Genomic DNA, 23,474 nt, shown 5'->3' on the forward strand with positions numbered 1-23,474 from the left:
GGACCGGTCCGGAAGGCGGGTGGCACGCTTCGCCCCGGACCCGGGGCAGACCTGTCCGAATCGTCCAACTCTGGCACTCCGTACGGCTTTTGCTCCACACCGGAGGACCGCCGGCGGGTGACGTCCGGCGGGTGGCGGGTACACGCCCGGCGGGTGGTACCCCGCGCCCCCCTGGAGGATCAGCCCGCGAAGAAGGACTTGGCCGCGATCACCGCCCGCTCGTCGGCCAGTACGTCACCCGGCCGGGTGCCGGTGCCGAGCAGCACCCCGCCCCAGCGCATCCCCATGTAATCGGCGGTCAGCCGGAGCGTGCCGATCAGCGGCTCGGCCTTGTCGTCCTCGGTGGCGAGGGCGGTGACGCCCCAGACGGTGCCGCCGCGCATCGCGTCGCGGAACCCCACCCCGGGCACCCGGAACCAGGCCGACCAGTAGTCGAGGTAGAGCTTGGCGCTGGTCGGCAGCGAGTACCAGTACAGCGGCGCGACGAAGACCAGGTCGGTGGCCGCCAGGGTGGCGTCCAGCAGCGTCCGCTCGTGGCCGGCCGGCTCCGGGTAGCTGCCGTCGCCGGTGTGCCGCAGGTCCCGGAAGGGCGGCAGCGGGTGCTCGTCCAGCCGCAGCCAGCGCTGCTCGGCACCGGCCGGCAGGCTCGACTCGGCGGCCAGCCGGGCGAGCCGGGCCGAGTTGCCGTCGGTGCGCGCGCTGGCGTCGAGGAACAGGAAACGGCGCGGCGCCTCGGCGCCGGACGGCTGATCGGCCATCAGGACTCCTCCGTCGTACTTACGGTGCGGACGCAGGGGTGAGCAGCCGTCGAACGCCGGTTTATTCCGCGCCGGTGGCGGTGACGGTCCGGAGCCGGGCGGCACCCGGGAGCGGCCGGGAGACCCCGGGTGCGGCCCAGGTGCGGCCCGGAAGCGGCCGGGCCGCCGGCCAGTCGGTCAGTCGGGCAGTCCGGCCCGGCGGCGGGCGACGGCGGCGACGGCCGCCCAGTCCTTGTCCCCGTCGCCGTGGGCCAGCGCGTCCAGGAAGGCGTCCCGCAGGATGCTGCCGAACGGCAGCGGGACGTTGCGCGCGGCGCCCGCCTCCAGCGCGAGGCCGACGTCCTTGAGCCCCAGCGGCAGCCGGAACCCGGCCGGCTCGTAGCGGCGCTCGGCCACCATCGCGCCGTAGCCGCTGTGGATCGGCCCCGGGAAGAGCGTGCCGGTGAGCATCTCGACCAGGTCGGTCGGCCGGACGCCGTTGGCCTCGGCGAGGCTGCACGCCTCGGCCATCGACTCGATCGCGCAGGCGATCAGGAAGTTGGTGCTGATCTTGGCCGTGTTGGCCTGCCGGGGGCTCTCGCCGAAGTGCCAGGTGCGCTCGCCCATCGCGGCGAACAGCGGCTCGGCCCGCTCCAGCAGCTCGGGCGCGCCCGCGACCAGGAGGTTCAACCGCCCCGCCGCCGCGACCGGCGGCCGGCCGAGGACGGGGGCGGCGACGTAGCCGATGCCGTGCTCGGCGTGCAGCGTCTCGGCCCGCTCGGCGAGTGCGAGCGAGACGGTGGCCATGTTGACGTGCAGGGTCGCCGAGGCGCCGGCCAGCAGCGCGGGGTCGAGCAGCAGCTGCTCGACCGCCGTGTCGTTGGCCAGCATGGAGACCACCGTGTCGGCGGCGAACACCTCGGCGAGCGAGCCGGCCGCCTCCGCGCCCTCGGCCACCACGGCGGCCACCGGCTCGGGCGAGCGGTTCCAGACCCGTACGGTGTGGCCGGCCCGGAGCAGGCTGCCGGCCATGCCGCGCCCCATCGCTCCGAGCCCCACGAAGCCGATCGTCCGCCCGGTCATCCGCCCGCTCCCCTCGTCACCGCCGCTCGTGTGCGACCGACTGTACGTCAGGGAGGCGGCGGGCCCGCGGGTGGACCGGTCGGCGTACCGCTGCCGGGGCACGGCGCATCGCTGCCGGGGCCGGGCGCACCCGCGGCCGGGCCACGGCTCACGCGCAGGCGCGGGCGGCCCGCATCCGGGGGCGGCCGGCGGCCGCACCGCGCTGCAGTTCGGCGACCACCCGGTCGCGCAGCAGCTCGTACTGGGCCTGGAGCCGGCCGGGGCGGGCCGGGCGGGCGACCGGTCGGCCGGGGCCGACCAGCTCGTCCGGCCCGAACTGCTCACGGGTGAGGTCGATCTCGAAGCCGGTGGCGAAGCGGTTCCACCAGTGGAGGTCCGTCCGCACGCCGTCGACGTGCACCTCGCCCATCATCAGCTCGCCGCCGAGCAGGTCGTGCACCACCATCGCCGTCACCCCGCACTGGCCGCGGGCGGGGTTGTCGGGACGCCAGTGGGCCAGATCCTCGGGCGCACAGGTGTCAACACCCCAGGAGGAGCGGATCGCACGTTCGATGTCGTTGAGGGTCCACGCCGTCATACCGGGAAGCCTGCCACGCGCCACTGACAGCGGCACCGGCTTTTCGAAGGGTCATCCCGTGTTCTGCGGCGACCCTCCTGTCGTTCACCCGAACGAGACCGTGGCCCGGCCGGACGGTCCGCCCCGGTGCGGGAGGGGCCGGCCGGCCGGGCCAGGCGTCACTTCGCCAGCTCGGCGACGCCCGCCTGCGCGAACTGCTCGTCCAGGTCCCCGCTGGGCGCGCCCGCGACACCGACGGCCGCGATCGGCGCGCCCTTCGACTGGATCGGGGCGCCACCCGCCAGGAACAGGGTGCCCGGGATGTCCTTCAGGTTCGGGGCCTGGGCCAGCCGCTTGGCCAGCTCCGAGGTCGGGGCGTTCCAGGACACCGCGGTGAAGGCCTTGCGCTCGGCCGAGACCGGGGCCTGCGGGCCGGCGCCGTCGCCCTTCAGCAGCACCCGGGTGACACCGTCCCGGTCGACGACCGCGACCGACACGTGCTGGCCGGCCTTGGTGGCCGCGTCCAGGGCGGCCTGGGCGGCGCGGGTGGCGGCGTCGATGGTCAGACCGCTGCTCTGGGCCAGGTTCTTGTTCTGGGTGTCGGCCTTCACGGCGGCCGGGGCGGCCGGGATGTCGGTGGACTCGGCGCTGGCCGAGACGGCGCCCACGGTGGCGGCGGCGAGCGCGGCGGCGGCGACGGTGCCGGTCAGCACCCGGGTGCGCACGGAGGTCTTCTTCATGGTCCAGCTCCTCAGCGGATCTGCGGGGTGGGTGGGGCGGGGGTTCGGGGGCCGCCGGACCGTTGCGGGGATCGTCCGGCGGCGTGCTTCGATCCTCCGCCCGGGGCAGGGGCCGCCACATCGGCGGTCCGGCGCGGGCGGCCGGGCACGATGGTGGACGGGGGCGTCAACCGATCGGCTGATGCGGACCCGGGCCGGACGGGTCACCATCGAGGGATCGGCGCAGGTCGGCGCGGATCGACGCCGGTAGCCGCCGCGGTGGCCGCGGCTCGGAACGGACCGGCGCCGACCGCGCACGCACCACCCCGTTCAGCCAGGAGCCACCCGTGCAGCAGCCCCGCCCGACCGCCGGCCGCCGCGCCGCGGACCGCACCGGCGCCGCCCGTCCCGGCGTCCTCGGCCACGACGCCGGCGACCCGGACGCGGGCCGGCTGGCGCTGCTGCTGGACTCCGCCTTCCTGCTGCTGCTCGCCGCCTCGCTCAACCGCTACCTCGGCCACCACTCCGGCAGCGCCCAGGCGCCCTGGGTGATCGGGTTGAGCGCGGCCCTCGCGGTCGCCCAGCCGGCCGGGTCCTGGCTGGACCACCGCCGGCCGCCCGCCCCGGGCCGGCGCCGCCGGTGGCCGTCGGCGGTGGTGGTGGCGCTCTGGGTGGTACTGGTACTGCTCGCACCGAGCTTCGCCTGGTGCGCCGTCCCGCTGATCTACACCGCGCTGCGGGCGCTGCCGGCGAAGGCCGCCATCCCGCTGGTCGGCGCGCTGACCCTGCTGGTGGTGATCGCCGAGATCCGGCTGCCGGGCGGCACCGACGCCACGCTCGTCCTGCTGCCGCCCGCGGTGGCCGGACTCGCCACCGGCGTCTTCCTCTTCATGGCCCGGCAGGCCGCCCGGCAGCGCGCGCTGATCGCCGACCTGGTCCGCACCCGGCGCGAACTCGCCGCCACCGAGCGGCGGGAGGGCACCCTGGCCGAGCGCGAGCGGCTGGCGATGGAGATCCACGACACCCTGGCGCAGGGCCTGTCCAGCCAGCAGATGCTGCTCCAGGCCGCCGAACGCACCTGGGACACCCACCCGGCGACCGCCCGCACCCACGTCCGCACCGCCGCCGAGGTGGCCGCCCGGAACCTGGCCGAGGCCCGCCGTTTCGTCCACGACCTCGCCCCGGCGGAGCTCTCCGACGGCCGCACCCTCGACCAGGCGCTGCGGGCGCTGGCCGAGCGGGAGTCCGCGGAGAGCGGGCTGCCGGTCCGCTTCCACCTGGACGGCACGCCGGTGCCGCTGCCCACCGCCGCCCAGTCCGCGCTGCTGCGGATCGCCCAGGGCGCGCTGGCCAACGTCCGCGAGCACGCCGGGGCCTCGGCCGCCGCGATCACGCTGTCCTTCCTCGGCGACCAGGCTGTGCTGGACATCGCCGACGACGGGCAGGGCTTCGACCCGGAGGCGGCCGGCACCGGGGGCGGGCGCGGGTACGGCCTGCCGGCGATGCGGGCCCGGCTGCGGCAGCTGGGTGGCAGGCTGACCGTGGAGAGCACGCCCGGCGAGGGCACCGTGGTCTCCGCCGCGATCCCCCTGCAGCAGCGGTGAGCCCGGCGGCGCCCCTGAACCCGTGACGGCCCTGGAACTGCGATGACCCTGGAGCGATGACCGTGGAGCAGCGATGAACACGACTCCCGTACCGGCGGCTCCTGTCCGGCTGCTGGTCTGCGACGACCACGCCGTGGTGCGGGCCGGACTGCTGGCACTGCTGGCGAGCGCCGGCGACATCGAGGTGGTCGGTGAGGCGAGCACCGGGGAGGAGGCCGTCGCGCTGGCCGCCCGGCTGGCACCGCAGGTCGTGCTGATGGACCTCCAACTCGGCGACGGCATCGACGGGGTGGAGGCCACCCGGCGGATCACCGCCGTTCCGGACGGGCCGCACGTCCTGGTGCTCACCACCTACGACACCGACGCCGACATCACCCGGGCGATCGCCGCCGGCGCCACCGGCTACCTGCTGAAGGCCGAGCGGCCGGAGGAGCTGTTCGCCGCCGTGCACGCGGCCGCGCAGGGCCGCACGGTGCTGTCACCGCCGGTCGCCTCCCGGGTGATGGCGCAGATGCGGGCGCCCGCGCCGCAGCTCACCGAGCGCGAGCAGGACATCCTCGAACAGCTGGCGCAGGGCCTGGGCAACCGGGAGATCGCCCGGGCGCTGTTCATCAGCGAGGCCACGGTGAAGACCCATCTCGGCCGGATCTACGACAAGTTGGGCGTGGAGACCCGGGCGGGCGCGGTGGCGGTGGCCAAGGAGCGCCGGCTGCTGCGCTGAGCCCGCCGGCTTCCCCTTCCCCCCGGCTGCGCTGGGCGCTCGCCCGGTGTCACTGCGTGCTGCCATGATGCTCGGAATGTCGGATTCCAGGCCGGTGACCGCCGCCGCCTACTCCCGCCCCGGCACGGGAGGTTCGGGCGGCGGCCACCCCACGGGACCGTAAATTCCTGGCCCTGCGGGCTTTTCGGCCGCCACCGGGGGTGCACCGTGATGTAAATGTTTCGTGGATTCCGCTATTGACAAACCAACCACGCGGTTTGTTAGTTTGAGATCAACGACGTCCCCGGAGGTGGGGGCTCGCCGGGGCCTGTGCGGACCGCTCTCGCCGGAGGGTGTGGCCCAGGGGGGGAACGGCGGGTTTGCCGGGGTGTCGGGGGGAGCGGCAGCGCCGAAGCCGCGCGACGAGGCGGCGTGGAGCGAGTCCGGGGGGACTCGCTCCACGCCTCCCCCGGTCCCTTCGACTACACCAGCGCGCTCCAGTACGGACAACTGACGTACGGCAGTGGTGGCGCGCAGTGGTCGACGCCCCCGGACAGCACCGGCCCCCGCTCCGAACGGGCCACTCCCGGCGAGGTCGCGGTCAGCCCGGCCTCGCCCAACTCACCGAAGCGCAGGGCCAGTCGATAACCCTCCGGGGTGGTCGCGGCGACCCTCGGGCGCTCCCGGCCGGCGTCCAGCGAGGTGATCGTCCAGCCGCGCCGCCGCCAGTGCCGCTCCACCACGCCGACCAGCGCCGTCCGCCGGGGCAGCGAGACGACGGTGAGGAGGTCCCGGCCCCGGGTGACGTACCAGAGCAGCTCCGACTCGCGCCCCGGCAACGACAGCCGGGCCCCCGCCCGCGCGGGCGCGCCCTGCCAGACCGGCGCCGGACGGACGGCGTCCAGGGTGTCCTGGAGCAGCGTCTCGCAGTGTTCGGCCGCGTCGAGTTGATCGACCGTCGCCGAACCCGCCCCGGGCCCCGGCCGCCGACCCGGCGCGACCCGCGCGCCCCCGGGGCCGCCCGGGCATCCGACGTTCAGTTCGGCACCACCTGACTGCACAGGGCCCCTCCGTACTCCTCCCGGTGTTCAACCCGGGCAGGCATTCCGTCACTGCTTGGACGGCGGGCGGGTACGGGCAGTTCCCCTCCCGGTTCCGTCCCTCACCGTTCCCACACCTCCAGACTGCACTGCACGGTGCAGTTGAATGACTGCCCTGCACTGTGTAGTTTACCTCTCGTGCCGACCGGCCGGGCCGAACCAGCCGACCGGCCGCTTCCCGCACGCGTTCTGACCCGCCATCGAGAGGACCCGCCGCCATGCCCGTCATCACCGTCGGCACCGCCCGCATCCCCTACCGCGTCGTCGGCGACGGCCCCGACACCCTCGTCCTGGTGCACGGCACCGGCCCCGGCTCCGCCATGTGGGACGGCCTGCTGGACTCCTTCACCGACCGCTACACCGTGCTGCTGCCCGACCTCTCCGGCAGCGAGGCCGCCGAGGACGACGGCGCCACGCTCACCCTGGAGGCCATGGCCGCCCAGGTCGCCGCCGTGATCGAGGACGCCGGGCGCGGCCCCGCCGACGTCCTCGGCTTCTCGCTCGGCGCCGTCGTCGCCACCGCGACCGCCGCCCTGCACCCCGAGCGGGTCCGCCGCCTGGTCGCCGCCGCCGGCTGGATCAGCGCGGAACAGGACGAGTACCTGCGGCTCTCCATGGCCACCTGGCTCTCGCTCGCCGACCACCCCGCCGCGTTCGGCGGATACGCCACCCTCACCGCCTTCAGCGGCGGCTTCCTCAACCGGATCGGACGCGCCGCCGTCCAGTCCAACACCGCCTACATGCGGCCCACTTCGGGCACCCTGCGGCACATCGCCCTCAACCTCGACCTGGACCTCGGCCCGCTGCTCCCCCGCGTCCAGGCCCCCGCCCTGGTGATCGGCTGCACCCAGGACGCCACCGTCCCGGTGGAGAACGCCCGCCGGCTGCACGCCGCCCTGCCCGGCAGCACCTACGCCGAGTTCGACACCGGCCACATCGTGCTCGCCGAGGAGACCGAGGCCTTCACCGGAGCCGTCCGGGACTTCCTCCTCGCCGCCGCCGCGCCGACGGCCGCCTGACCGGCCGGTCGGGCTGCCTCCCGGAGCACACCATTGCCCCCGGGGCAAGCCCTGCCGCAGAACGGCTGATTACCGCGCATGGTGATCGAAATCAAATTGACTGAACGTCAACTCCAAAGGTGAGACTGCCTTGTTCGCGACATTCGCAAGGAGACCACCATGCGCATACTCTTCACCGGCCCCACCGCGGCCGGTCACCTCTACCCGATGGTGCCCACCGCCCAGGCGCTGCGCGCCGCCGGGCACGAGGTGCTGTTCGCCGTCGGTCAGCCGGTCGACCTGATCCGGTCCGCGGGCTTCCCGGTCGTCGAGATCGGCGACGGCCGGACCCTGCGGGAGATCATCGAGGAGCTCCTCGGCGGCAAGGTCGAGTACGTCAACCACGACCGGACCCAGGAAGAGATCTTCGACATGGCGGCCGCCATGTTCGCCCGCGCCTCGCGCCCCGACCTGGACGGCCTGCTGGCCGCCGCCACCGCCTGGGGCGCCGACCTGATCGTCCACGACTCCTTCCACGCCGCCGCCCCGGTGGTCGCCGGCCTGCTCAAGATCCCGTCGGTGGTGCAGAACTTCGGCGCCAGCCCCGGCCGTCCGATGGCCGAGCTGGTGGCCTCGCACGTACCCGACCTGTACGAGGAGCACGGCCTGACCGGCCCGGACATCGCCGCGGTGCTCAACATCGGCCCGCTCGGCGGCGACCCGGACGGCCTCGCGATGCGCTACGTCCCGTACAACGGCGGCGGCATCGTCCCGGCCGAGTTCCTGCACAAGCCCGAGCGCCCGCGGGTGGTCGTCACCCTGGGCACCGTGCTCGCCGAGCTCGACGGCGTCCGCTCGGTGGTCCGCCTGGTCGAGGCGGCGGGCGAGGTCGACGCCGACTTCCTGCTCGCGGTCGGCGGCGCCGACCTCGACCCGCTCGGCACCCTCCCCGCCAACGTCCGCGGCCTGCCCTGGGTCCCGCTCAACGAGCTGCTCAGCCGTGCCGACGCGCTGATCCACCACGGCGGTGCGGGCACCATGCTGACCGCCCTCCAGGCCGGTCTGCCCCAGCTGCTGCTGCCGCAGGGCGCGGACCACTTCGTCAACGCCGAGGCCATCACCGCCACCGGCGCCGCCCTGAGCTCCACCTCCGACGCCGTCGACACCGCGCTGCTCAACCGCGTCGTCACCGACGCCGAGCTGCGCGACGCCGCCCGCCGGCTGCAGGCCGACAACACCGCCCTGCCCACCCCGACCGCCCTGGTCCCCGCCCTGGAGGGCCTCGCCGCCCGCCACTGAACCCGGCGCCGCCTCCGGCGCACCCGAACGAAGCGCGGCAGCCGCGGGTCGACCGACCTGCGGCTGTCGGCCGTACACGCCCGGTACCAGCGGGAGACACCCCGGAACCAGATGGATCTCGGCCACTTCGAACACACTGCCGATCCGGACGCGGTGGGCCCCTGGCCATCACCGCCCGGTCAGCCGGCCCGCAGCAGCGCGCGCAGCCCGGCGGTGTCGACAGCACCGGCCCGGGAGGGGAGGACCCGGTGCAGCAGGAGGTGGTGGACTTCCGGGTCCGGGTCGGCGACGCCGTCGGACAGGACGTACAGCCGGTAGTCGCGGTCGGCCGCGTCGACCACGGTGGACAGGACGGCACCACCGGTGCTGAGCCCGGCGACGACCAGGGTGGTGATGCCGCGCTCGCGCAGCCGCCGGTCGAGGCCGGTGCCGGACAGGGCGCCGTAGCGGGTCTTGCGCACGACGAGGTCGCCGGCCCGGGGCGCCAGCCGCTCATGGACGGCGGCGTCGGGGTCCTCGTGGTGCATGGCACGGTGCCGGGCCAGCGGGGCGAAGGACCGGTTGGCGGCCGGGACGGCGTCCCAGTCGGCCTCGGTGAAGCCGACCCGGGCGTAGGCGACGGTGCCGCCCGCGGCGCGCACGTCGGCGACGGCTCCCGCCACCCGGTCGAGCAGGGCCTCGCGGTGCCCGGCCTCGGGCAGCGCGGCCAGCACCGCGGGTTGGCAGTCCAGGACCAGGAGCGCGGTGTGCGCGGGGTCGAGTGCCGGCTCGGTGTTCATGCGGGTGTCCTCCGTACTGGTGACGTGCCCGGTGTTGGGCCTGGTGACGTGCCTGATGGTGGGCCTGGTAGTGAGCCCGGAAGCGGCTCTGCCGGTGTGCCCGGTCCGGACTCCGCTCGCGCCCGGTCCGGTCGGGGCAGCAGGAGCGGGGTGGCCAGGACGAGCAGCCCGGCGGCGGCGAGGGCGGTGCGCGGGCCGGTGACGGCGGCGAGCAGCCCGCCGAGCGCGGTGCAGACGGCGATCGCCGCCTGCTGCCCGATCGACCAGGCCGTCAGGGTGCGGGCGACGAGGTGCGCGGGCGTGCGTTCGAGCCGGTAGGTGGCGAGCACCGGGTTGAACAGGCTCATGTTGACGATGATCGCCAGCTCGACGGCCATCACGGCGACGAGGCCGGCCACGCCGGGGCGGACGAAGGCCAGGCCGATCAGCCAGACGGCGCGCAGGGTGCCGACGGTCCGGAGCACCCGGTCCCGGCCGTGGCGCTCCACGACCCGCCGGGCCAGCCGGGAGCCGACCAGTCCGCCGAGGCAGGGGGCGGCGAAGGCGAGGCCGTACTGCCAAGGGGCGAAGTGGAGTTGGCCCAGCAGCAGCACGGCGAGCACCGGCTCGGTGGCCATGATCAGGCCGGCGACGAGCATGTTGTTGAGGTAGAGCGCCCGCAGGCCCGGATCGCCGGCGATGTGCCGCCAGCCGTCGAGCACCCCACCGGCCCGGGACGGACCCCCGTCGGCCCGGAGCGTGCCCCCGCCCGTCCGCCGCGGCGCCTCCTCCCGGCCCCGGATCGCGAGGACGCACAGCGCGGAGAACAGGTAGCCGAGCGCGTCCGCCACCACGGTGGTGACCGGCCCGAAGCGGCCTACCGCCGCCCCGCCCAGCGGCGGCCCGATCGCGATGGAGCTCCAATTCGTGGACTCGAAGCGCGCGTTGGCCACGAGCAGGTCCTCCGGCCGGACGAGCGCCTTGAGGTAGGCACCGCTGGCCGCGCCGAACGCGATCTTCGCCGCGGCGACCACGGTCGAGACCACGAGCAGCTGGACGAAGCCGAGCCGCCCGAAGGCGTAGGCGACCGGGATCGTCGCCATGGCCGCGAACCGGGCCAGGTCCATCGCGACCATGACCGGACGCTTGCGCCGGAACTCCACCCACGGCGCGAGCGGCACCGCCACCAGCGCGCCCACCGCGGGCCCCACCGCGGACAGCGCGGACACCTCCGCGGGGCCGGCGTGCAGCACCAGTACGGCGATCAGCGGCAGCGCCCCGAACCCCAGCCCCGACCCGTACGCGCTCACCGCGTACGCCGCCCACAGCCGGCCGAACCGCCGGCCCAGCCGTCTCCCGCCCGTCATGGCCGGTGCCCTTCCTCGCCGTCCCGCCCTCGGCCGCACAAACCGAGGTTGACCGGGTCGAGCCAACCGGGCGGCGCGGCGGCGGGTCAAACAACCGGTTCACCCATTCCGCACAACCACGGGTTGTTCCCTAAGGTGGGCCGACGTGGATCTCGAAGCAGTGCGCACCTTCGCCGCCATCGCGGAGGCCGGCCAGTTCCAGCGGGCCGCCGTCGACCTGGCGATCACCCAGCAGGCCGTCTCCAAGCGCGTCGCCGCACTGGAGCGCGACCTCGGGGTGCGGCTGTTCACCCGCACCCCGCGCGGCGCCGAACTCACCATCGACGGGCAGGCGTTCCTCCCCCACGCCCGCGAGCTGCTGCGCGTCGCCGAGCGCGCGGTCGCGTCCGTCCGCGCCGGCCGCCGCCCGCTGCGGGTCGACGTGATCGCCTCGCGCGGGGCGGCCTCCGGCCTGATGCGCGGCTTCCACCACGCCCACCCCGGGATCGACCTCGACGTGCTGATGCTGCTGGAGATCGAGACCGCCGTCGCCGCCCTCCGCTCCGGCACGATCGACGCGTCCTTCCGCGCCGTCGCCATGCCCGGCCGGCCCCTGCCCGAGGACATCGCGTCCGTCCGGGTCCTCGACGAACCGCTCCAACTCCTCACCGGCCCGGCCCACGCGCTGGCGGGCGCCCGGTCGGTGACCCTCGCCGAGCTGGTCGGCCACCGGATCTGGATGCCCGGCATCCTCCCCGGCAGCGAGTGGGGCGCCTACTACGACGACCTGGTCGCCGAGTTCGGCCTCACCATCGAGGCCACCGGCCCCAACTTCGGCTCCGACGCCCTCCTCGACACCATCGCCGACACCCCGGCCCTGGCCACCTTCATGAGCGAGCAGACCCGCCTCGTCTGGCCGGCCGGCCACGGCCTGCGCCGCATCCCGGTGACCGACCCGACGCCCGTCTACCCCCACTCACTCCTCTGGCACCGCGACAACCCCCACCCCGCCCTGCCCACCCTCCGCACCCACCTCGCCACCGCCGCCCCCGCCCCCACCGCCCCCGAAACCTGGACCCCCGCCTGGGCCCTCCCCCGCTGACCACCGGCCACCGGCCACCCCGAACGGCCCGGACAACACGAAAGCCGCAGGTCATATGACCTGCGGCTTTCGGCAGTGGAGCGGGCGACGAGAATCGAACTCGCGCTCTAAGCTTGGGAAGCTCATGTTCTACCATTAAACTACGCCCGCCTGATGAGCCGTCAGAGACCGCTCGATCCAGTGTCACTGTACCCCATCCGCGACGGTGGTTGCACGGGGGGCCGGCGGACGTGGCGGAGCGCCGTGGGGCGGGTGTGGAGGCGTACTGTTTGGGCCGCGTGCGAGTGCTCCGGCGGGTGGGGGCCGAGGCGGCGAGCCATGGTGAGGAATGTCCGGAACATCCCCTAATGTGACGCTGTCCCGGGGCTCGGCCGCCGGGGCGCGTGAGTACGGGTGAGTACTGGGTTAGGGATGGGAAGGGGATCGATGGAGCAGCGCGCCGTCGTTCGTTGTGCCGAGGGGCACCTGTTCAGCACCACCACGTTCCCGATGCAGAACCTCGGTCCGGGCCGGCTCGGCCCCGGGCGGTTGATCCGCTGTCCGCAGTGCGGACGGCTGCGGAGTTCGGTGCTGGCCGACGTGCGGGAGCTGTCGGAGCCGCAACTGGCGCGGGCGATGCGACTGGAGGCCGCGGAGTTCCTGGCCTGACCGCGGACGGACGCGGAGGTGGGCCCCGGACGGATTCGTCCGGGGCCCTTTCTTGCACGTAACCTCGAAGCGTGCTGCTCTCTGACAAGGACATCCGGACCGAAATCGACCTGGGCCGGGTCGTCATCGACCCCTTCGACCCGGCGATGGTCCAGCCGTCGAGTATCGACGTGCGCCTCGACCGCTTCTTCCGCGTGTTCGAGAACCACAAGTACCCCCACATCGACCCCTCGGAGGAGCAGCCGGACCTGACCCGGCTGGTCGAGCCCGAGGGCGACGAGGCGTTCATCCTGCACCCCGGCGAGTTCGTGCTGGCCTCGACGTACGAGGTCATCACCCTGCCCGACGACGTCGCGTCCCGGCTGGAGGGCAAGTCGAGCCTGGGCCGGCTGGGCCTGCTCACCCACTCCACGGCCGGCTTCATCGACCCCGGCTTCAGCGGCCACGTCACGCTGGAGCTGTCGAACGTCGCGACGCTGCCGATCAAGCTGTACCCGGGCATGAAGATCGGGCAGCTGTGCCTGTTCCGGCTCTCCTCGCCGTCGGAGCACCCGTACGGCTCGGAGCGCTACGGCTCGCGCTACCAGGGCCAGCGCGGCCCGACGCCGTCCCGTTCGTTCCTGAACTTCCACCGCAGCCAGGTCTGACCCCGGGAGACCGGAGACCCGCGGAGCCGCACGCAGCCGGGCGGCCACCCCTCACCGGTGAGGGGTGGCCGCCCGCGGCGTTCTCAGGCCCGCTTGGGGCTGGTGACGGCGACCAGCTCGGTGCCGTCCTCGGACAGCCGCAGCTCGGTGCGCAGCTCGGCCAGCTCGCCGAGGTGGTGCAGGTGGGTGCCGCCGCAGAAGATCCGCGCGCCGCCCTCGGGCAGCTCGCAGTGCCACTGGCGGCGGGCGGTGAGCTCGGGGCCGGGCACCTCGATGCGGACCGGGGCGTCGGCGGCGACCCAGGCGGCCAGCCGGGCGTTGACGGCCTCGGTGAGGGCCGGCAGGGCGTCGGCGAGGGCCGGGAACTCCTCGGTGGCGTCCGCCGTGAAGCCCTTCTTCTTCAGCGACTTGCCGAGCCGGTAGGTGTCGGTACTGGCCTCGGTGTCCATCACCGAGCTCGCCATCGCGAGGCTGTCGAAGTCCGGGTTGCCGAAGGCGTCCGAGCGGCCCGGGTCCTTGCGCCAGCGCGGGGCGAGCGCCGCGTTCAGGGCGAGGGCGAGCAGGTGGCAGCCGCTGTGCGAGGCGCTGAGGGCACCGCGGCGCCGGGCGTCGACGGCGAGCTCGGCGGTGCGGCCGACGATGTCACCGGGGTCGGTGTCGAGGACGTGCAGGACTAGCCAGGACCACTCCTCGTCGCCGCGCCGGACCGGGATGTCGGCGCCGACCGCCGGCTCCCCGCCCTCCGGGCCGACGGCGCCGGTCAGGCAGTCGACCACGGCCAGCTCGGTGCCGTCCACGGTCAGGGTGCCGAGGTCGGCCGGCTGGTCGGGCCAGGTGTGGTCGAGCGGGTGGAACGGGGTCGCCTCGGTGACGACGGCGTACCGGCCGTCGGCCAGCGGGTGCACCGCCAGCACCGGGGACTCGCCGGTCACCGCCCCGGCCGGGAAGCTGACGTGGGTGGTGGGGAGGGTCATGCCTGGCTCCGGTGAAGGTGGGACGACGAGGGTGGGGCGGGCTCGGCGCTCGGCCGCGGCCCGCCCCCATTCTGCCCTTCGCCCGTCGGAGCCCTCAGCCCAGCGTCGGCAGCTTGATCAGCACCAGCAGCGCGACCAGCTGTATCGCCGAGGCGGCTGCGGCCTTGCCCCAGGGCAGGTCGTGCAGCCGCCGGACCATGCTGGTCAGCAGGTACCCGCAGAGCATCCAGGTGGCCCAGCCGACGACCTGGACGACGGCGCTGCCGGAGGGCAGCACCAGGTCGAGCAGCAGCCGGGGCGCGTCGGTGAGCCAGCCGATCAGGGCGGCCAGGCCGACGGTCGCCTTCCACGGGCCGTCGCCGCCCAGCTGGCGGGCCAGCCCGTAGGTGACCCCGCCGAAGAGCGCGCCGGCCACGGTGAAGCCGACGGCGGCGGCGAGCAGGCCGGTCAGCGCCACGGTGAAGGTCGAGTTGACGATGTCGTCGCGGGTCAGCCCGATGCCGAGCACCGCGAGCGCGCCGTACAGCAGCGAGACGGTGAGGGCGGGCAGCCAGACCTGGTGGTCGCGGGTGCGGTCGAAGATCGCGGTCGGGCTGCGGAACAGGCCGGCGAACAGCTCGCGCCAGTGCGGCCGGGGGCCCGCGACGTGCGGGGCGGACTGGCCGCCGGCCCGGTAGACGGCGACGTTGTCCTGGCCGTACGGCTGCTGGTCGTAGCCCGCCTCGGGGCCGTACCCCCCGTCCGGGCCGTAGCCCTGGTCGGAGCCGTAGCCCTGCGCGGCACCGTACGGCGGCTGCTGCCCGTGGCCGTCGTCGTAGTAGCCGTGCTCCGGGCCGGGGTGCCCCTGGTACGGCGGCTGCTGCCCGTACGGGCCGCCGGCCGCGTACGGGTCGCCGGCCGGGAAGGCCCGGGTGTTGCCGGGCCGGTCGGCCGCGTACGGGTCGTACCCGTGCCCCGCCGGGTGCCCCGGGCCGCCGGACGTGCCGCCGGGGCCGCCGGGGCCGCCGGGCGGTGCCGTGTGCGGGGCCGTGAAGTACTCCGGCCCGTCCGTCCCCCCGGGCGACGCGGGCGGCGGAGGGGCCGACCACCCGCCGTGCGGGCGGTCCGCGCCCTGACCGCTGTCGTATCGATTACCAGCCACGGTCCGAAGGTACCCGCCCCGCCCGGCCCGCGTCGGCCCCGGACGGAGCCGGGGCCGGTTTGCAGCGAGGCTGAGACGAACGGGGCCGAAAACCCGCCGGAACGGGCCCGGAGCGCCGCGGACCCGCAGACCCGCGAAGCCGCGCGGACCCGCGACCCGGAATCCCGCGAACCCGACGGCCCCCGCCCCGGGGGCGCTACCGCTGGGCGCCGACCGACGGCCCGTGCACCGCCGCGGCCGCGCTGGTGCCGGCCGGGCAGCCGCCAGGGCCGGCCGAGGTGCGGACGGCACCGACCGGCAGCAGGGTGCCGCAGGCGATCCGGATGCCGTTCGGCAGCTCGTTGTCCGACTCCACGATCGCGCCGTCGCCGATCACCGCGCCGTCCAGCGCCGAGCGGTCGCCGACGGTGGCGAAGGCGCCCACGATCGAGTCCTTGACCAGGGTGTCCGGGCCGATCACCGCGCCCGGCAGGATCACGCTGCCCTCGACGATCGCGCCGGCCTCGACCACCGCGTCCTCGGCGACCACGGTGCCGCCGCTGAGCACCGCGCCCGGGTGGACGGTGGCGCCGGGCAGCAGCAGGGCGTCGCCGGTCGGGCCGGGGACGGCCGGGGAGTCGACCTTGCCGAGCACCAGGTCGGCCGAGCCGCGGACGAACGCCGCCGGGGTGCCCAGGTCCAGCCAGTACGAGGTGTCGACGACGCCGCGCAGCAGCGCGCCGGTGGCGAGCAGCTCGGGGAAGGTCTCGCGCTCGACGGACACCTCGCGGCCGACCGGGATGCGGTCGATCACGGACCGGGTGAAGACGTAGCAGCCGGCGTTGATCTGGTCGGTGACGATCTGCTCCGGGGTCTCCGGCTTCTCCAGGAACTCCAGCACCCGCCCGTCCTCGTCGGTCGGGACGAGGCCGAAGGCGCGCGGGTCCTCGACCCGGGTCAGGTGCAGGGTGACGTCGGCCCCGGCGGCCACGTGGCCGTCGCGCAGGGCGGCGATGTCGACGCCGGAGAGGATGTCGCCGTTGAAGACCAGGACCGGCTCGTCGGGGCCGCAGGTCAGGCCGGAGGCGGCGTTGCGGATGGCTCCGCCGGTGCCCAGCGGCTCGCGCTCGGTCAGGTAGACCAGCTCGATGCCGTACGGGGTGCCGTCCTGGAAGTGGTCCTCGAACACCTCGGCCAGGTACGAGGTGGCCAGCACGACGCGGGTGACGCCGGCGGCTGCCGCGCGGGCCAGCTGGTGCGCGATGAACGGGACGCCTGCCACCGGCAGCATCGGCTTGGGGGTGTGGGTGGTCAGCGGACGCAGTCGCGTGCCCTTACCACCGACCAGCATGATCGCCTCGGTCATGGTCTGCGCTGTTCCCCTTGTGGTCTCTGCGGCCCCGGCCCGGCGGGCCGACGCCTCGTCGTCGGTCTGGACCCGGCCGGCCGGCCGGCGCGGGTCGCCACCCGTCCGGGGCTTCCGTCCGGAACGGGTGGACCGGCACGCAGCCGGTCCGGGCCTACTGTATTTGCTTCCGACCGAATGCCCGTCCGGCGCCTGTGCGATCGCCGTCACCCGCCGTCCGCCCGCCGTACCGGCGCAGGCCGTCCGGGCCGTCCAAAAGCGCGGCCCGGCGGGCGCGTTCGCGGCGTCCACCGGGCCGGGCGGTTGTAGCAGAACTGTCGAACAGCGGGCTCCGCGAGGGCTGTTAAGCGTCCACCGTCGCGGGCTGCTCCTCGTTGTCGGCCGGCGGGACGGCCTTCACCGAGTCGAGCAGCAGCTGGGCCACGTCGACCACCTTCAGGTGCTCCTTGGCCGCGCCCTCGTTCTTCTTGCCGTTGACCGAGTCGGAGAGCATCACCAGGCAGAACGGGCAGGCGGTGGAGACGATGTCCGGGTTGAGCGACAGCGCCTCGTCCACGCGCTCGGTGTTGATCCGCTTGCCGATGCGCTCCTCCATCCACATCCGCGCACCGCCGGCGCCGCAGCAGAAGCCGCGCTCCTTGTGGCGGTGCATCTCCTGCTGGCGCAGACCGGGGACCTTGTCCATGATCTCGCGCGGCGGGCTGTAGACCTTGTTGTGGCGGCCCAGGTAGCAGGGGTCGTGGTAGGTGATCAGGCCCTCGACCGGGTTGACCGGGATCAGCTTGCCCTCGTCGATGAGGTGCTGGAGCAGCTGGGTGTGGTGGATGACCTCGAAGTGGCCGCCCAGCTGCGGGTACTCGTTGGCGATGGTGTTGAAGCAGTGCGGGCAGGTGGCCACGATCCGCTTGACCGGGGCGTCCTCCAGGGCCGCGTTGAGCGTCTCCACGTTCTGCGCGCCGAGCATCTGGAACAGGAACTCGTTGCCCAGGCGGCGGGCGGAGTCACCGGTGCAGGACTCCTCCTTGCCGAGGATCGCGAACTTCACGCCCGCGGTGTGCAGCAGCTCGGCGAAGGCCTTGGTGGTCTTCTTGGCGCGGTCCTCCAGGGCGCCGGCGCAGCCCACCCAGTAGAGGTACTCGACCTCGGCGGGGTCGATGTCCTCGCCGATCACCGGCACCTCGATGCCGGTCTCCTTCTTGAGCTCCTTGACCCAGTCCAGGCGGGCCTTGGTGGCCATGCCCCACGGGTTGCCCTTGTTCTCCAGGTTCTTGAGCATCGTCCCGGCCTCGGTCGGGAACGAGGACTCGATCATCACCTGGTAGCGGCGCATGTCGACGATGTGGTCGATGTGCTCGATGTCCACCGGGCACTGCTCGACGCAGGCGCCGCAGGTGGTGCAGGACCACAGCACGTCCGGGTCGATGACGCCGTTCTCCTCGGCGGTGCCGACCAGCGGGCGCTCGGCCTCGGCCAGGGCGGCCGCCGGGACGTCCTGGAGCTGCTCGGAGGTCGCCTTCTCCTCGCCCTCCATGTCCTTGCCGCCGCCGGCCAGCAGGTACGGCGCCTTGCCGTAGGCGTGCTCGCGCAGGCTCATGATCAGCAGCTTCGGCGAGAGCGGCTTGCCGGTGTTCCAGGCGGGGCACTGCGACTGGCAGCGGCCGCACTCGGTGCAGGTGGAGAAGTCGAGGATGCCCTTCCAGGAGAAGTGCTCGACCTGGGAGACGCCGAACACGGCGTCGTCGGCCGGGTCCTCGAAGTCGATCGGCTGACCGTTGCTGGTCATCGGACGGAGGGCGCCGAGCGCGGTGCCGCCGTCCTCCTCGCGCTTGAAGTAGATGTTGAAGAACCCGAGGAAGCGGTGCCAGGCCACGCCCATCGAGGGGTTGAGGCCGATGGTGGTCGCCCACGCGAACGAGATGCAGATCTTCAGCATCGCGAACAGGTAGATCAGGTTCTCCAGCGTGCCGTGCGACAGGCCGCTCAGCGCGGAGACCAGCGGGTACGAGACCAGGTGCTCCGGGCCGTACGAGTCCACGCCGTTGAGGGCGCCCTCCAGCGCGCGCAGCATCAGGATGCAGAGGCCGATGCCGAGGATCGTGTACTCGACGTAGAAGGCCTGCCAGGCGATCGAGCCGGCGAACCGGGACTTGCGGCCGGACCGGGACGGCAGGCTCATCAGCCGGATCACGATCAGGACCACGATGCCCAGCGTGGTCAGCGTGCCGAGCAGCTCGACGAAGAGCTGCCAGACCATCCAGTGGCCGATGACCGGCAGCGCGAAGTCGGCGTCGAAGAGCTGGCCGAAGGCGTTGACGATGGTCAGCACCAGGCTGAAGAAGCCGACCGCGACGAACCAGTGGGCGATGCCGACGATCCCCCAGCGGTTCATCCTGGTGTGGCCGACGAACTCGGTCGCGAGGGTCTTCACCCGCTGGGCGGGCTGCCCGAAGCGGGTGGAGTCCGGCGCACCGGTGCGGACCACCTTGTAGATGTACAGCGCCGCACGGGCGGCGAGCGCGGTGCCGATCACGAATGTGACCAGCGAGATGACGATCGCTGCTAGCTGCATCGGCTCTCCGTCTCCTGCGGCTTTGCGGTTGAGCAGGCTCTCTGCGGTCCTACGGTCTTCGGACTGAGTGTACTGGTCGGTAACTTGCCGGGCCGACGGCCCGGACATTACCGGTGGGCAACAGTTCTCCAGAAGATTCCCAAGCTATGGCGGCAGTCACGTGGGCGCACCCCCGCCACGGCGTGGCGGGCACCCGGAGCCCCGGCCGCGCGACCAGCTCAGCAAAGTTGAGCGACTGGCACTCATACCTGTTGACGCCACCCCTCGGGTCGTGCATCCTTGAGCCTGTAAAGCTCAACTCTTCCGTGGAGGTATCTACGATGGCACGCGCGGTCGGCATCGACCTCGGTACGACGAACTCGGTCGTCAGCGTTCTGGAGGGTGGCGAGCCCACCGTCATCACGAACGCCGAGGGCGCTCGGACCACGCCGTCCGTCGTCGCCTTCGCAAAGAACGGCGAGGTCCTGGTCGGCGAGGTGGCCAAGCGCCAGGCGGTCACCAACGTGGACCGCACCATCCGCTCGGTCAAGCGCCACATGGGCACCGGGTGGAAGATCAACATCGACGGCAAGGACTTCAACCCCCAGCAGATCTCGGCCTTCGTGCTGCAGAAGCTGAAGCGGGACGCCGAGGCGTACCTGGGCGAGACCGTCACCGACGCCGTCATCACCGTCCCGGCGTACTTCAACGACTCCGAGCGCCAGGCCACCAAGGAGGCCGGTGAGATCGCGGGCCTCAACGTCCTGCGCATCGTCAACGAGCCGACCGCGGCCGCCCTCGCGTACGGCCTGGACAAGGACGACCAGACCATCCTGGTCTTCGACCTCGGCGGCGGCACCTTCGACGTCTCCCTGCTGGAGATCGGCGACGGGGTCGTCGAGGTGAAGGCCACCAACGGTGACAACCACCTCGGTGGTGACGACTGGGACCAGCGCGTCGTCGACCACCTGGTCAAGGTCTTCCAGGCCGGCCACGGCGTCGACCTGTCCAAGGACAAGATGGCCCTGCAGCGTCTGCGCGAGGCCGCCGAGAAGGCCAAGATCGAGCTGTCCTCGTCCTCCGAGACCTCGATCAACCTGCCGTACATCACGGCCTCCGCCGAGGGCCCGCTGCACCTGGACGAGAAGCTCACCCGGGCCCAGTTCCAGCAGCTGACCGCCGACCTGCTGGAGCGCTGCAAGGTCCCGTTCCACAACGTCATCAAGGACGCCGGCATCTCGCTCTCCGAGATCGACCACGTCGTCCTGGTCGGTGGCTCGACCCGCATGCCGGCCGTCGCCGAGCTCGTCAAGGAGCTGACCGGCGGCCAGGACGCCAACAAGGGCGTCAACCCGGACGAGGTCGTCGCCATCGGCGCCGCGCTCCAGGCCGGTGTCCTCAAGGGCGAGGTCAAGGACGTCCTGCTGCTCGACGTCACCCCGCTGTCCCTCGGCATCGAGACCAAGGGCGGCATCATGACCAAGCTGATCGAGCGCAACACCACGATCCCGACCAAGCGCTCCGAGATCTTCACCACGGCCGAGGACAACCAGCCGTCCGTGCAGATCCAGGTCTACCAGGGCGAGCGCGAGATCGCCGCGTACAACAAGAAGCTCGGCATGTTCGAGCTGACCGGCCTGCCGCCGGCGCCGCGCGGCCTGCCGCAGATCGAGGTCACCTTCGACATCGACGCCAACGGCATCATGCACGTCGGTGCCAAGGACCTCGGCACCGGCAAGGAGCAGAAGATGACCGTCACCGGCGGCTCCTCGCTGCCGAAGGACGAGGTCGACCGCATGCGCCGCGAGGCCGAGCAGTACGCCGAGGACGACCACAAGCGCCGCGAGGCCGTGGAGACGCGCAACTCCGCCGAGCAGCTCGTCTACTCGACCGAGAAGTTCATCGCCGACAACGCCGACAAGCTGCCGGGCGACGTCAAGACCGAGGTCGAGACCGCCGTCGGCGAGCTCAAGGAGGCCCTGAAGGGCGAGGACATCGCGAAGATCCGCGAGGCCTCGGAGAAGGTCTCCACCACCGCGCAGAAGCTCGGCCAGGCGCTGTACGCCAACGCCGACGCCCCCGCCGGTGCCGCCGCCGGTGACTCCGCCCAGGCCAAGGACGACGACGTCGTCGACGCCGAGATCGTGGACGACGAGAAGCCCAAGGGCGGTGCGGCATGACGGACAAGCCGCAGGGCGGCAAGCCCGGCGACGACTCCGCCGCCGACGAGGTGATCAAGGCCGCCGAGGAGGCCGCCGCGGCCGGCGCCGGGGAGTCCGGTTCGGACGACCTCGCCGCCGCCAAGCGGGAGCTCGCCGAGCGCACCGGCGACCTCCAGCGCCTCCAGGCCGAGTACCAGAACTACCGCAAGCGGGTCGAGCGCGACCGGCTGACCGTCCGCGAGATCGCCGTCTCCAACATCCTGGAGTCGCTGATCCCGGTCCTGGACGACATCGGCCGCGCCCGCGAGCACGGCGAGGTCACGGGCGGCTTCAAGTCCGTCGCCGAGTCGCTGGAGACGGTCGTCGCCAAGCTGGGCCTGCAGCAGTTCGGCAAGGAGGGCGAGCCCTTCGACCCGACCATGCACGAGGCGCTGATGCACAGCTACTCCTCGGACGTCACCGAGGACACCTGTGTGCAGGTCCTCCAGCCCGGCTACCGCATCGGCGAGCGGATCATCCGCCCGGCGATGGTGGCCGTCGCGGAGCCCCAGCCCGGCAGCCAGGCGTCCTCGGGCGCCGAGGCGAAGCCCGCCGACACGGACAAGTCCGACGGTGGCTCGGACAGCTGACAACCTGTGACAGCTGACAACCAGTGCAGTCGTACGCCGGCCAGTACGGCGGCCGGCTCCGCAGCGCGTTGTCAACCGCCGTTTCTTCACCGGCGGTTGACAACGCAGTGACGATGGACATCGGGAGGTGGCGGAAGCCGTGAGCGAGCGCAGCGGGCGAACCATCGGGGGACGCGTGTACCGCTCAGCGGCTGCCGAGCGCAGCGAGGTGGACGCATGAGCGGCAAGGACTACGTGGAGAAGGACTACTACAAGGTCCTCGGCGTGCCCAAGGACGCCACCGCCACCGAGATCAAGAAGACCTACCGGAAGCTCGCGCGCGAGTTCCACCCCGACGCCAACAAGGGCGACGCCAAGGCCGAGGAGCGGTTCAAGGACATCTCCGAGGCGTACGACGTCCTCTCCGACGAGAAGCGCCGCAAGGAGTACGACGAGGCCCGCAGCCTCTTCGCCAACGGCGGCTTCCGGGCCGGCGGCCCCGGCGGCACCGGCAGCTACAGCTTCGACTTCGGCGACCTCTTCAGCGGCAGCCAGGGCGGCGGGCAGGGCGGCGGCCTCGGCGACGTCTTCGGCGGCCTGTTCAACCGCGGCGGCACCCGGCAGGCCCAGCCCCGGCGCGGTGCCGACGTCGAGACCGAGGTGACGCTCTCCTTCGAGGAGGCGGTGGACGGCGCGACCGTCCCGCTGCGGATGACCAGCCAGGCCCCCTGCCGCGGCTGCAACGGCACCGGTGCCAAGTCCGGCACCACCCCGCGGGTCTGTCCGACCTGCGTCGGTGCCGGCACCGTCAGCCGTGGCCAGGGCGCCTTCGCGCTCTCCGAGCCGTGCAAGGACTGCCGCGGCCGGGGCATGATCGTCGACGACCCGTGCCCCGACTGCCACGGCAGCGGCCGCGCCAGCTCGGCCCGCACCATGCAGGTCCGGATCCCGGCCGGCGTCCAGGCCGACCAGCGCATCCGGCTCAAGGGCAAGGGCGCCCAGGGCGAGCGCGGCGGGCAGCCCGGCGACCTCTACGTCACCGTGCACGTCGACCCGCACCCGGTCTTCGGGCGCAAGGGGGACAACCTCACCGTCACCGTCCCCGTGGCCTTCCCCGAGGCGGCGCTCGGCGCCACCATCGAGGTGCCGACCCTGAACGGCCCGGCCGTGAAGCTCAAGCTGCCCCCGGGCAGCGCCAACGGCCTCACCATGCGCGCCCGCGGCAAGGGCGCCACCCGCAAGGACGGCACCCGCGGCGACCTCCTCGTCACCGTCGAGGTCGTGGTGCCCCAGCACGTCACCGGTGACGCGCTGAACGCCCTGGAGCAGTACCGCGAGGCCACCGCCTCCGACGATCCGCGCGCCGCCCTGTTCCGGGCGGCGAAGGGAGCGTGACGAC

20 protein-coding genes, 1 tRNA gene and 1 pseudogene are annotated in these 23,474 nt (G+C 73.2%); 10 read left to right on the forward strand and 12 right to left on the reverse strand.

Annotation, left to right across the window (positions count from 1 at the left end):
* Nucleotides 1–179 precede the first annotated feature (179 nt).
* The 4 genes from ACIQI7_RS07135 to ACIQI7_RS07150 form a co-directional block, all read right to left on the reverse strand.
* Nucleotides 180–758: an NAD(P)H-dependent oxidoreductase gene (locus ACIQI7_RS07135; protein WP_387752190.1), complete on the reverse strand. Its 579-nt coding sequence runs from the start codon at nt 756–758 to the stop codon at nt 180–182.
* 177 nt (nt 759–935) lie between these two features.
* Nucleotides 936–1,820 (reverse strand): NAD(P)-dependent oxidoreductase, encoded by an 885-nt coding sequence (locus ACIQI7_RS07140; protein WP_401105953.1) that lies wholly within the window; start codon nt 1,818–1,820, stop codon nt 936–938.
* 148 nt (nt 1,821–1,968) lie between these two features.
* The gene (locus ACIQI7_RS07145) at nt 1,969–2,397 is read right to left on the reverse strand and encodes a hypothetical protein (RefSeq protein WP_401105955.1); all 429 of its coding nucleotides are present in this window, start codon (nt 2,395–2,397) and stop codon (nt 1,969–1,971) included.
* Between the two features lie 158 nt (nt 2,398–2,555).
* Nucleotides 2,556–3,116 carry a heme-binding protein gene (locus tag ACIQI7_RS07150; protein ID WP_401105957.1) on the reverse strand — a complete coding sequence of 187 codons (561 nt, stop codon included), beginning with the start codon at nt 3,114–3,116 and terminating at the stop codon, nt 2,556–2,558.
* A 326-nt stretch (nt 3,117–3,442) separates the two neighbouring features.
* Between ACIQI7_RS07150 and ACIQI7_RS07155 the strand changes: the two genes are divergently transcribed.
* Together ACIQI7_RS07155 and ACIQI7_RS07160 are read left to right on the forward strand one after the other, a co-directional pair.
* The gene (locus ACIQI7_RS07155; RefSeq protein WP_401105959.1) at nt 3,443–4,699 is read left to right on the forward strand and encodes a sensor histidine kinase; all 1,257 of its coding nucleotides are present in this window, start codon (nt 3,443–3,445) and stop codon (nt 4,697–4,699) included.
* A 73-nt stretch (nt 4,700–4,772) separates the two neighbouring features.
* Nucleotides 4,773–5,420, forward strand: a complete 648-nt coding sequence (locus ACIQI7_RS07160) for a response regulator (RefSeq protein ID WP_401105961.1) — start codon at nt 4,773–4,775, stop codon at nt 5,418–5,420.
* A 461-nt stretch (nt 5,421–5,881) separates the two neighbouring features.
* On the opposite strand, the gene ACIQI7_RS07165 is transcribed toward ACIQI7_RS07160, so the two are convergent.
* Nucleotides 5,882–6,460, reverse strand: a complete 579-nt coding sequence (locus ACIQI7_RS07165; RefSeq protein WP_401105963.1) for a hypothetical protein — start codon at nt 6,458–6,460, stop codon at nt 5,882–5,884.
* 257 nt (nt 6,461–6,717) lie between these two features.
* Between ACIQI7_RS07165 and ACIQI7_RS07170 the strand changes: the two genes are divergently transcribed.
* Together ACIQI7_RS07170 and ACIQI7_RS07175 are read left to right on the forward strand one after the other, a co-directional pair.
* Nucleotides 6,718–7,518 carry an alpha/beta fold hydrolase gene (locus tag ACIQI7_RS07170; RefSeq protein WP_401105965.1) on the forward strand — a complete coding sequence of 267 codons (801 nt, stop codon included), beginning with the start codon at nt 6,718–6,720 and terminating at the stop codon, nt 7,516–7,518.
* 159 nt (nt 7,519–7,677) lie between these two features.
* Nucleotides 7,678–8,796 (forward strand): nucleotide disphospho-sugar-binding domain-containing protein, encoded by a 1,119-nt coding sequence (locus ACIQI7_RS07175; RefSeq protein WP_401105967.1) that lies wholly within the window; start codon nt 7,678–7,680, stop codon nt 8,794–8,796.
* 179 nt (nt 8,797–8,975) lie between these two features.
* On the opposite strand, the gene ACIQI7_RS07180 is transcribed toward ACIQI7_RS07175, so the two are convergent.
* Entirely contained in the window at nt 8,976–9,575 is a 600-nt protein-coding gene (locus ACIQI7_RS07180; RefSeq protein ID WP_401105969.1) for a cysteine hydrolase family protein, read from the reverse strand.
* Entirely contained in the window at nt 9,572–10,921 is a 1,350-nt protein-coding gene (locus ACIQI7_RS07185; protein WP_401105971.1) for an MFS transporter, read from the reverse strand. Before ACIQI7_RS07185 ends, ACIQI7_RS07180 begins: the two co-directional genes overlap by 4 nt.
* Before the next feature lie 145 nt (nt 10,922–11,066).
* Between ACIQI7_RS07185 and ACIQI7_RS07190 the strand changes: the two genes are divergently transcribed.
* On the forward strand, nt 11,067–12,002 hold the full coding sequence (locus tag ACIQI7_RS07190; RefSeq protein WP_401105973.1) for a LysR family transcriptional regulator: 936 nt from the start codon (nt 11,067–11,069) through the stop codon (nt 12,000–12,002).
* Between the two features lie 76 nt (nt 12,003–12,078).
* Here ACIQI7_RS07190 and ACIQI7_RS07195 read toward each other — a convergent pair.
* A tRNA-Gly gene (locus tag ACIQI7_RS07195) sits at nt 12,079–12,152 on the reverse strand.
* Nucleotides 12,153–12,428: 276 nt separating this feature from the next.
* On the opposite strand from ACIQI7_RS07195, the gene ACIQI7_RS07200 reads away from it, so the two are divergent.
* Both ACIQI7_RS07200 and dcd read left to right on the forward strand, forming a co-directional pair.
* Nucleotides 12,429–12,650: a hypothetical protein gene (locus ACIQI7_RS07200; RefSeq protein WP_174315667.1), complete on the forward strand. Its 222-nt coding sequence runs from the start codon at nt 12,429–12,431 to the stop codon at nt 12,648–12,650.
* 71 nt (nt 12,651–12,721) lie between these two features.
* Nucleotides 12,722–13,297 carry a dCTP deaminase gene (dcd, locus tag ACIQI7_RS07205; RefSeq protein WP_387752162.1) on the forward strand — a complete coding sequence of 192 codons (576 nt, stop codon included), beginning with the start codon at nt 12,722–12,724 and terminating at the stop codon, nt 13,295–13,297.
* An 83-nt stretch (nt 13,298–13,380) separates the two neighbouring features.
* Here dcd and ACIQI7_RS07210 read toward each other — a convergent pair whose 3' ends face one another.
* The 4 genes and pseudogenes from ACIQI7_RS07210 to ACIQI7_RS07225 all read right to left on the reverse strand — a co-directional run bounded on the left by ACIQI7_RS07210 (nt 13,381) and on the right by ACIQI7_RS07225 (nt 19,326).
* On the reverse strand, nt 13,381–14,271 hold the full coding sequence (locus tag ACIQI7_RS07210) for a metal-dependent hydrolase (protein ID WP_401105975.1): 891 nt from the start codon (nt 14,269–14,271) through the stop codon (nt 13,381–13,383).
* Between the two features lie 94 nt (nt 14,272–14,365).
* Complete coding sequence (locus ACIQI7_RS07215; RefSeq protein WP_401105977.1) at nt 14,366–15,412, reverse strand: Yip1 family protein; 1,047 nt, start codon at nt 15,410–15,412, stop codon at nt 14,366–14,368.
* Nucleotides 15,413–15,683: 271 nt separating this feature from the next.
* Nucleotides 15,684–16,757, reverse strand: a pseudogene (locus tag ACIQI7_RS07220) (sugar phosphate nucleotidyltransferase); the annotation flags it as partial.
* Nucleotides 16,758–17,100: 343 nt separating this feature from the next.
* Nucleotides 17,101–19,326, reverse strand: a complete 2,226-nt coding sequence (locus tag ACIQI7_RS07225; RefSeq protein WP_401105979.1) for a (Fe-S)-binding protein — start codon at nt 19,324–19,326, stop codon at nt 17,101–17,103.
* A 320-nt stretch (nt 19,327–19,646) separates the two neighbouring features.
* Here ACIQI7_RS07225 and dnaK point away from each other — a divergent pair, with 320 nt between their 5' ends.
* The 3 genes from dnaK to dnaJ all read left to right on the forward strand — a co-directional run bounded on the left by dnaK (nt 19,647) and on the right by dnaJ (nt 23,470).
* A complete protein-coding gene (gene dnaK, locus ACIQI7_RS07230) occupies nt 19,647–21,485 on the forward strand; it encodes a molecular chaperone DnaK (RefSeq protein ID WP_387752150.1) in 1,839 nt (612 codons plus the stop codon).
* Nucleotides 21,482–22,096, forward strand: coding sequence for a nucleotide exchange factor GrpE (grpE, locus tag ACIQI7_RS07235; RefSeq protein ID WP_387752148.1), 615 nt, complete (start codon nt 21,482–21,484; stop codon nt 22,094–22,096). The genes dnaK and grpE overlap by 4 nt, the downstream gene beginning before the upstream one ends.
* Nucleotides 22,097–22,312: 216 nt before the next feature.
* Nucleotides 22,313–23,470 carry a molecular chaperone DnaJ gene (gene dnaJ, locus ACIQI7_RS07240; RefSeq protein WP_387752146.1) on the forward strand — a complete coding sequence of 386 codons (1,158 nt, stop codon included), beginning with the start codon at nt 22,313–22,315 and terminating at the stop codon, nt 23,468–23,470.
* Nucleotides 23,471–23,474: the final 4 nt, after the last annotated feature.

The sequence above is a fragment of the Kitasatospora sp. NPDC092039 genome (genome assembly GCF_044756065.1).
GTDB lineage: Bacteria > Actinomycetota > Actinomycetes > Streptomycetales > Streptomycetaceae > Kitasatospora.

Excerpts from the sequence above, each read along its gene's own strand:
- grpE (WP_387752148.1), top strand. The coding sequence starts at position 21,482 with ATGACGGACAAGCCGCAGGGCGGCAAGCCCGGCGACGACTCCGCCGCC.
- ACIQI7_RS07225 (WP_401105979.1), bottom strand. The coding sequence starts at position 19,326 with ATGCAGCTAGCAGCGATCGTCATCTCGCTGGTCACATTCGTGATCGGC.
- ACIQI7_RS07170 (WP_401105965.1), top strand. The coding sequence starts at position 6,718 with ATGCCCGTCATCACCGTCGGCACCGCCCGCATCCCCTACCGCGTCGTC.
- ACIQI7_RS07150 (WP_401105957.1), bottom strand. The coding sequence starts at position 3,116 with ATGAAGAAGACCTCCGTGCGCACCCGGGTGCTGACCGGCACCGTCGCC.
- ACIQI7_RS07160 (WP_401105961.1), top strand. The coding sequence starts at position 4,773 with ATGAACACGACTCCCGTACCGGCGGCTCCTGTCCGGCTGCTGGTCTGC.
- dnaK (WP_387752150.1), top strand. The coding sequence starts at position 19,647 with ATGGCACGCGCGGTCGGCATCGACCTCGGTACGACGAACTCGGTCGTC.
- ACIQI7_RS07135 (WP_387752190.1), bottom strand. The coding sequence starts at position 758 with ATGGCCGATCAGCCGTCCGGCGCCGAGGCGCCGCGCCGTTTCCTGTTC.
- ACIQI7_RS07185 (WP_401105971.1), bottom strand. The coding sequence starts at position 10,921 with ATGACGGGCGGGAGACGGCTGGGCCGGCGGTTCGGCCGGCTGTGGGCG.
- ACIQI7_RS07145 (WP_401105955.1), bottom strand. The coding sequence starts at position 2,397 with ATGACGGCGTGGACCCTCAACGACATCGAACGTGCGATCCGCTCCTCC.
- ACIQI7_RS07140 (WP_401105953.1), bottom strand. The coding sequence starts at position 1,820 with ATGACCGGGCGGACGATCGGCTTCGTGGGGCTCGGAGCGATGGGGCGC.
- ACIQI7_RS07210 (WP_401105975.1), bottom strand. The coding sequence starts at position 14,271 with ATGACCCTCCCCACCACCCACGTCAGCTTCCCGGCCGGGGCGGTGACC.
- dnaJ (WP_387752146.1), top strand. The coding sequence starts at position 22,313 with ATGAGCGGCAAGGACTACGTGGAGAAGGACTACTACAAGGTCCTCGGC.
- ACIQI7_RS07200 (WP_174315667.1), top strand. The coding sequence starts at position 12,429 with ATGGAGCAGCGCGCCGTCGTTCGTTGTGCCGAGGGGCACCTGTTCAGC.
- ACIQI7_RS07175 (WP_401105967.1), top strand. The coding sequence starts at position 7,678 with ATGCGCATACTCTTCACCGGCCCCACCGCGGCCGGTCACCTCTACCCG.
- ACIQI7_RS07180 (WP_401105969.1), bottom strand. The coding sequence starts at position 9,575 with ATGAACACCGAGCCGGCACTCGACCCCGCGCACACCGCGCTCCTGGTC.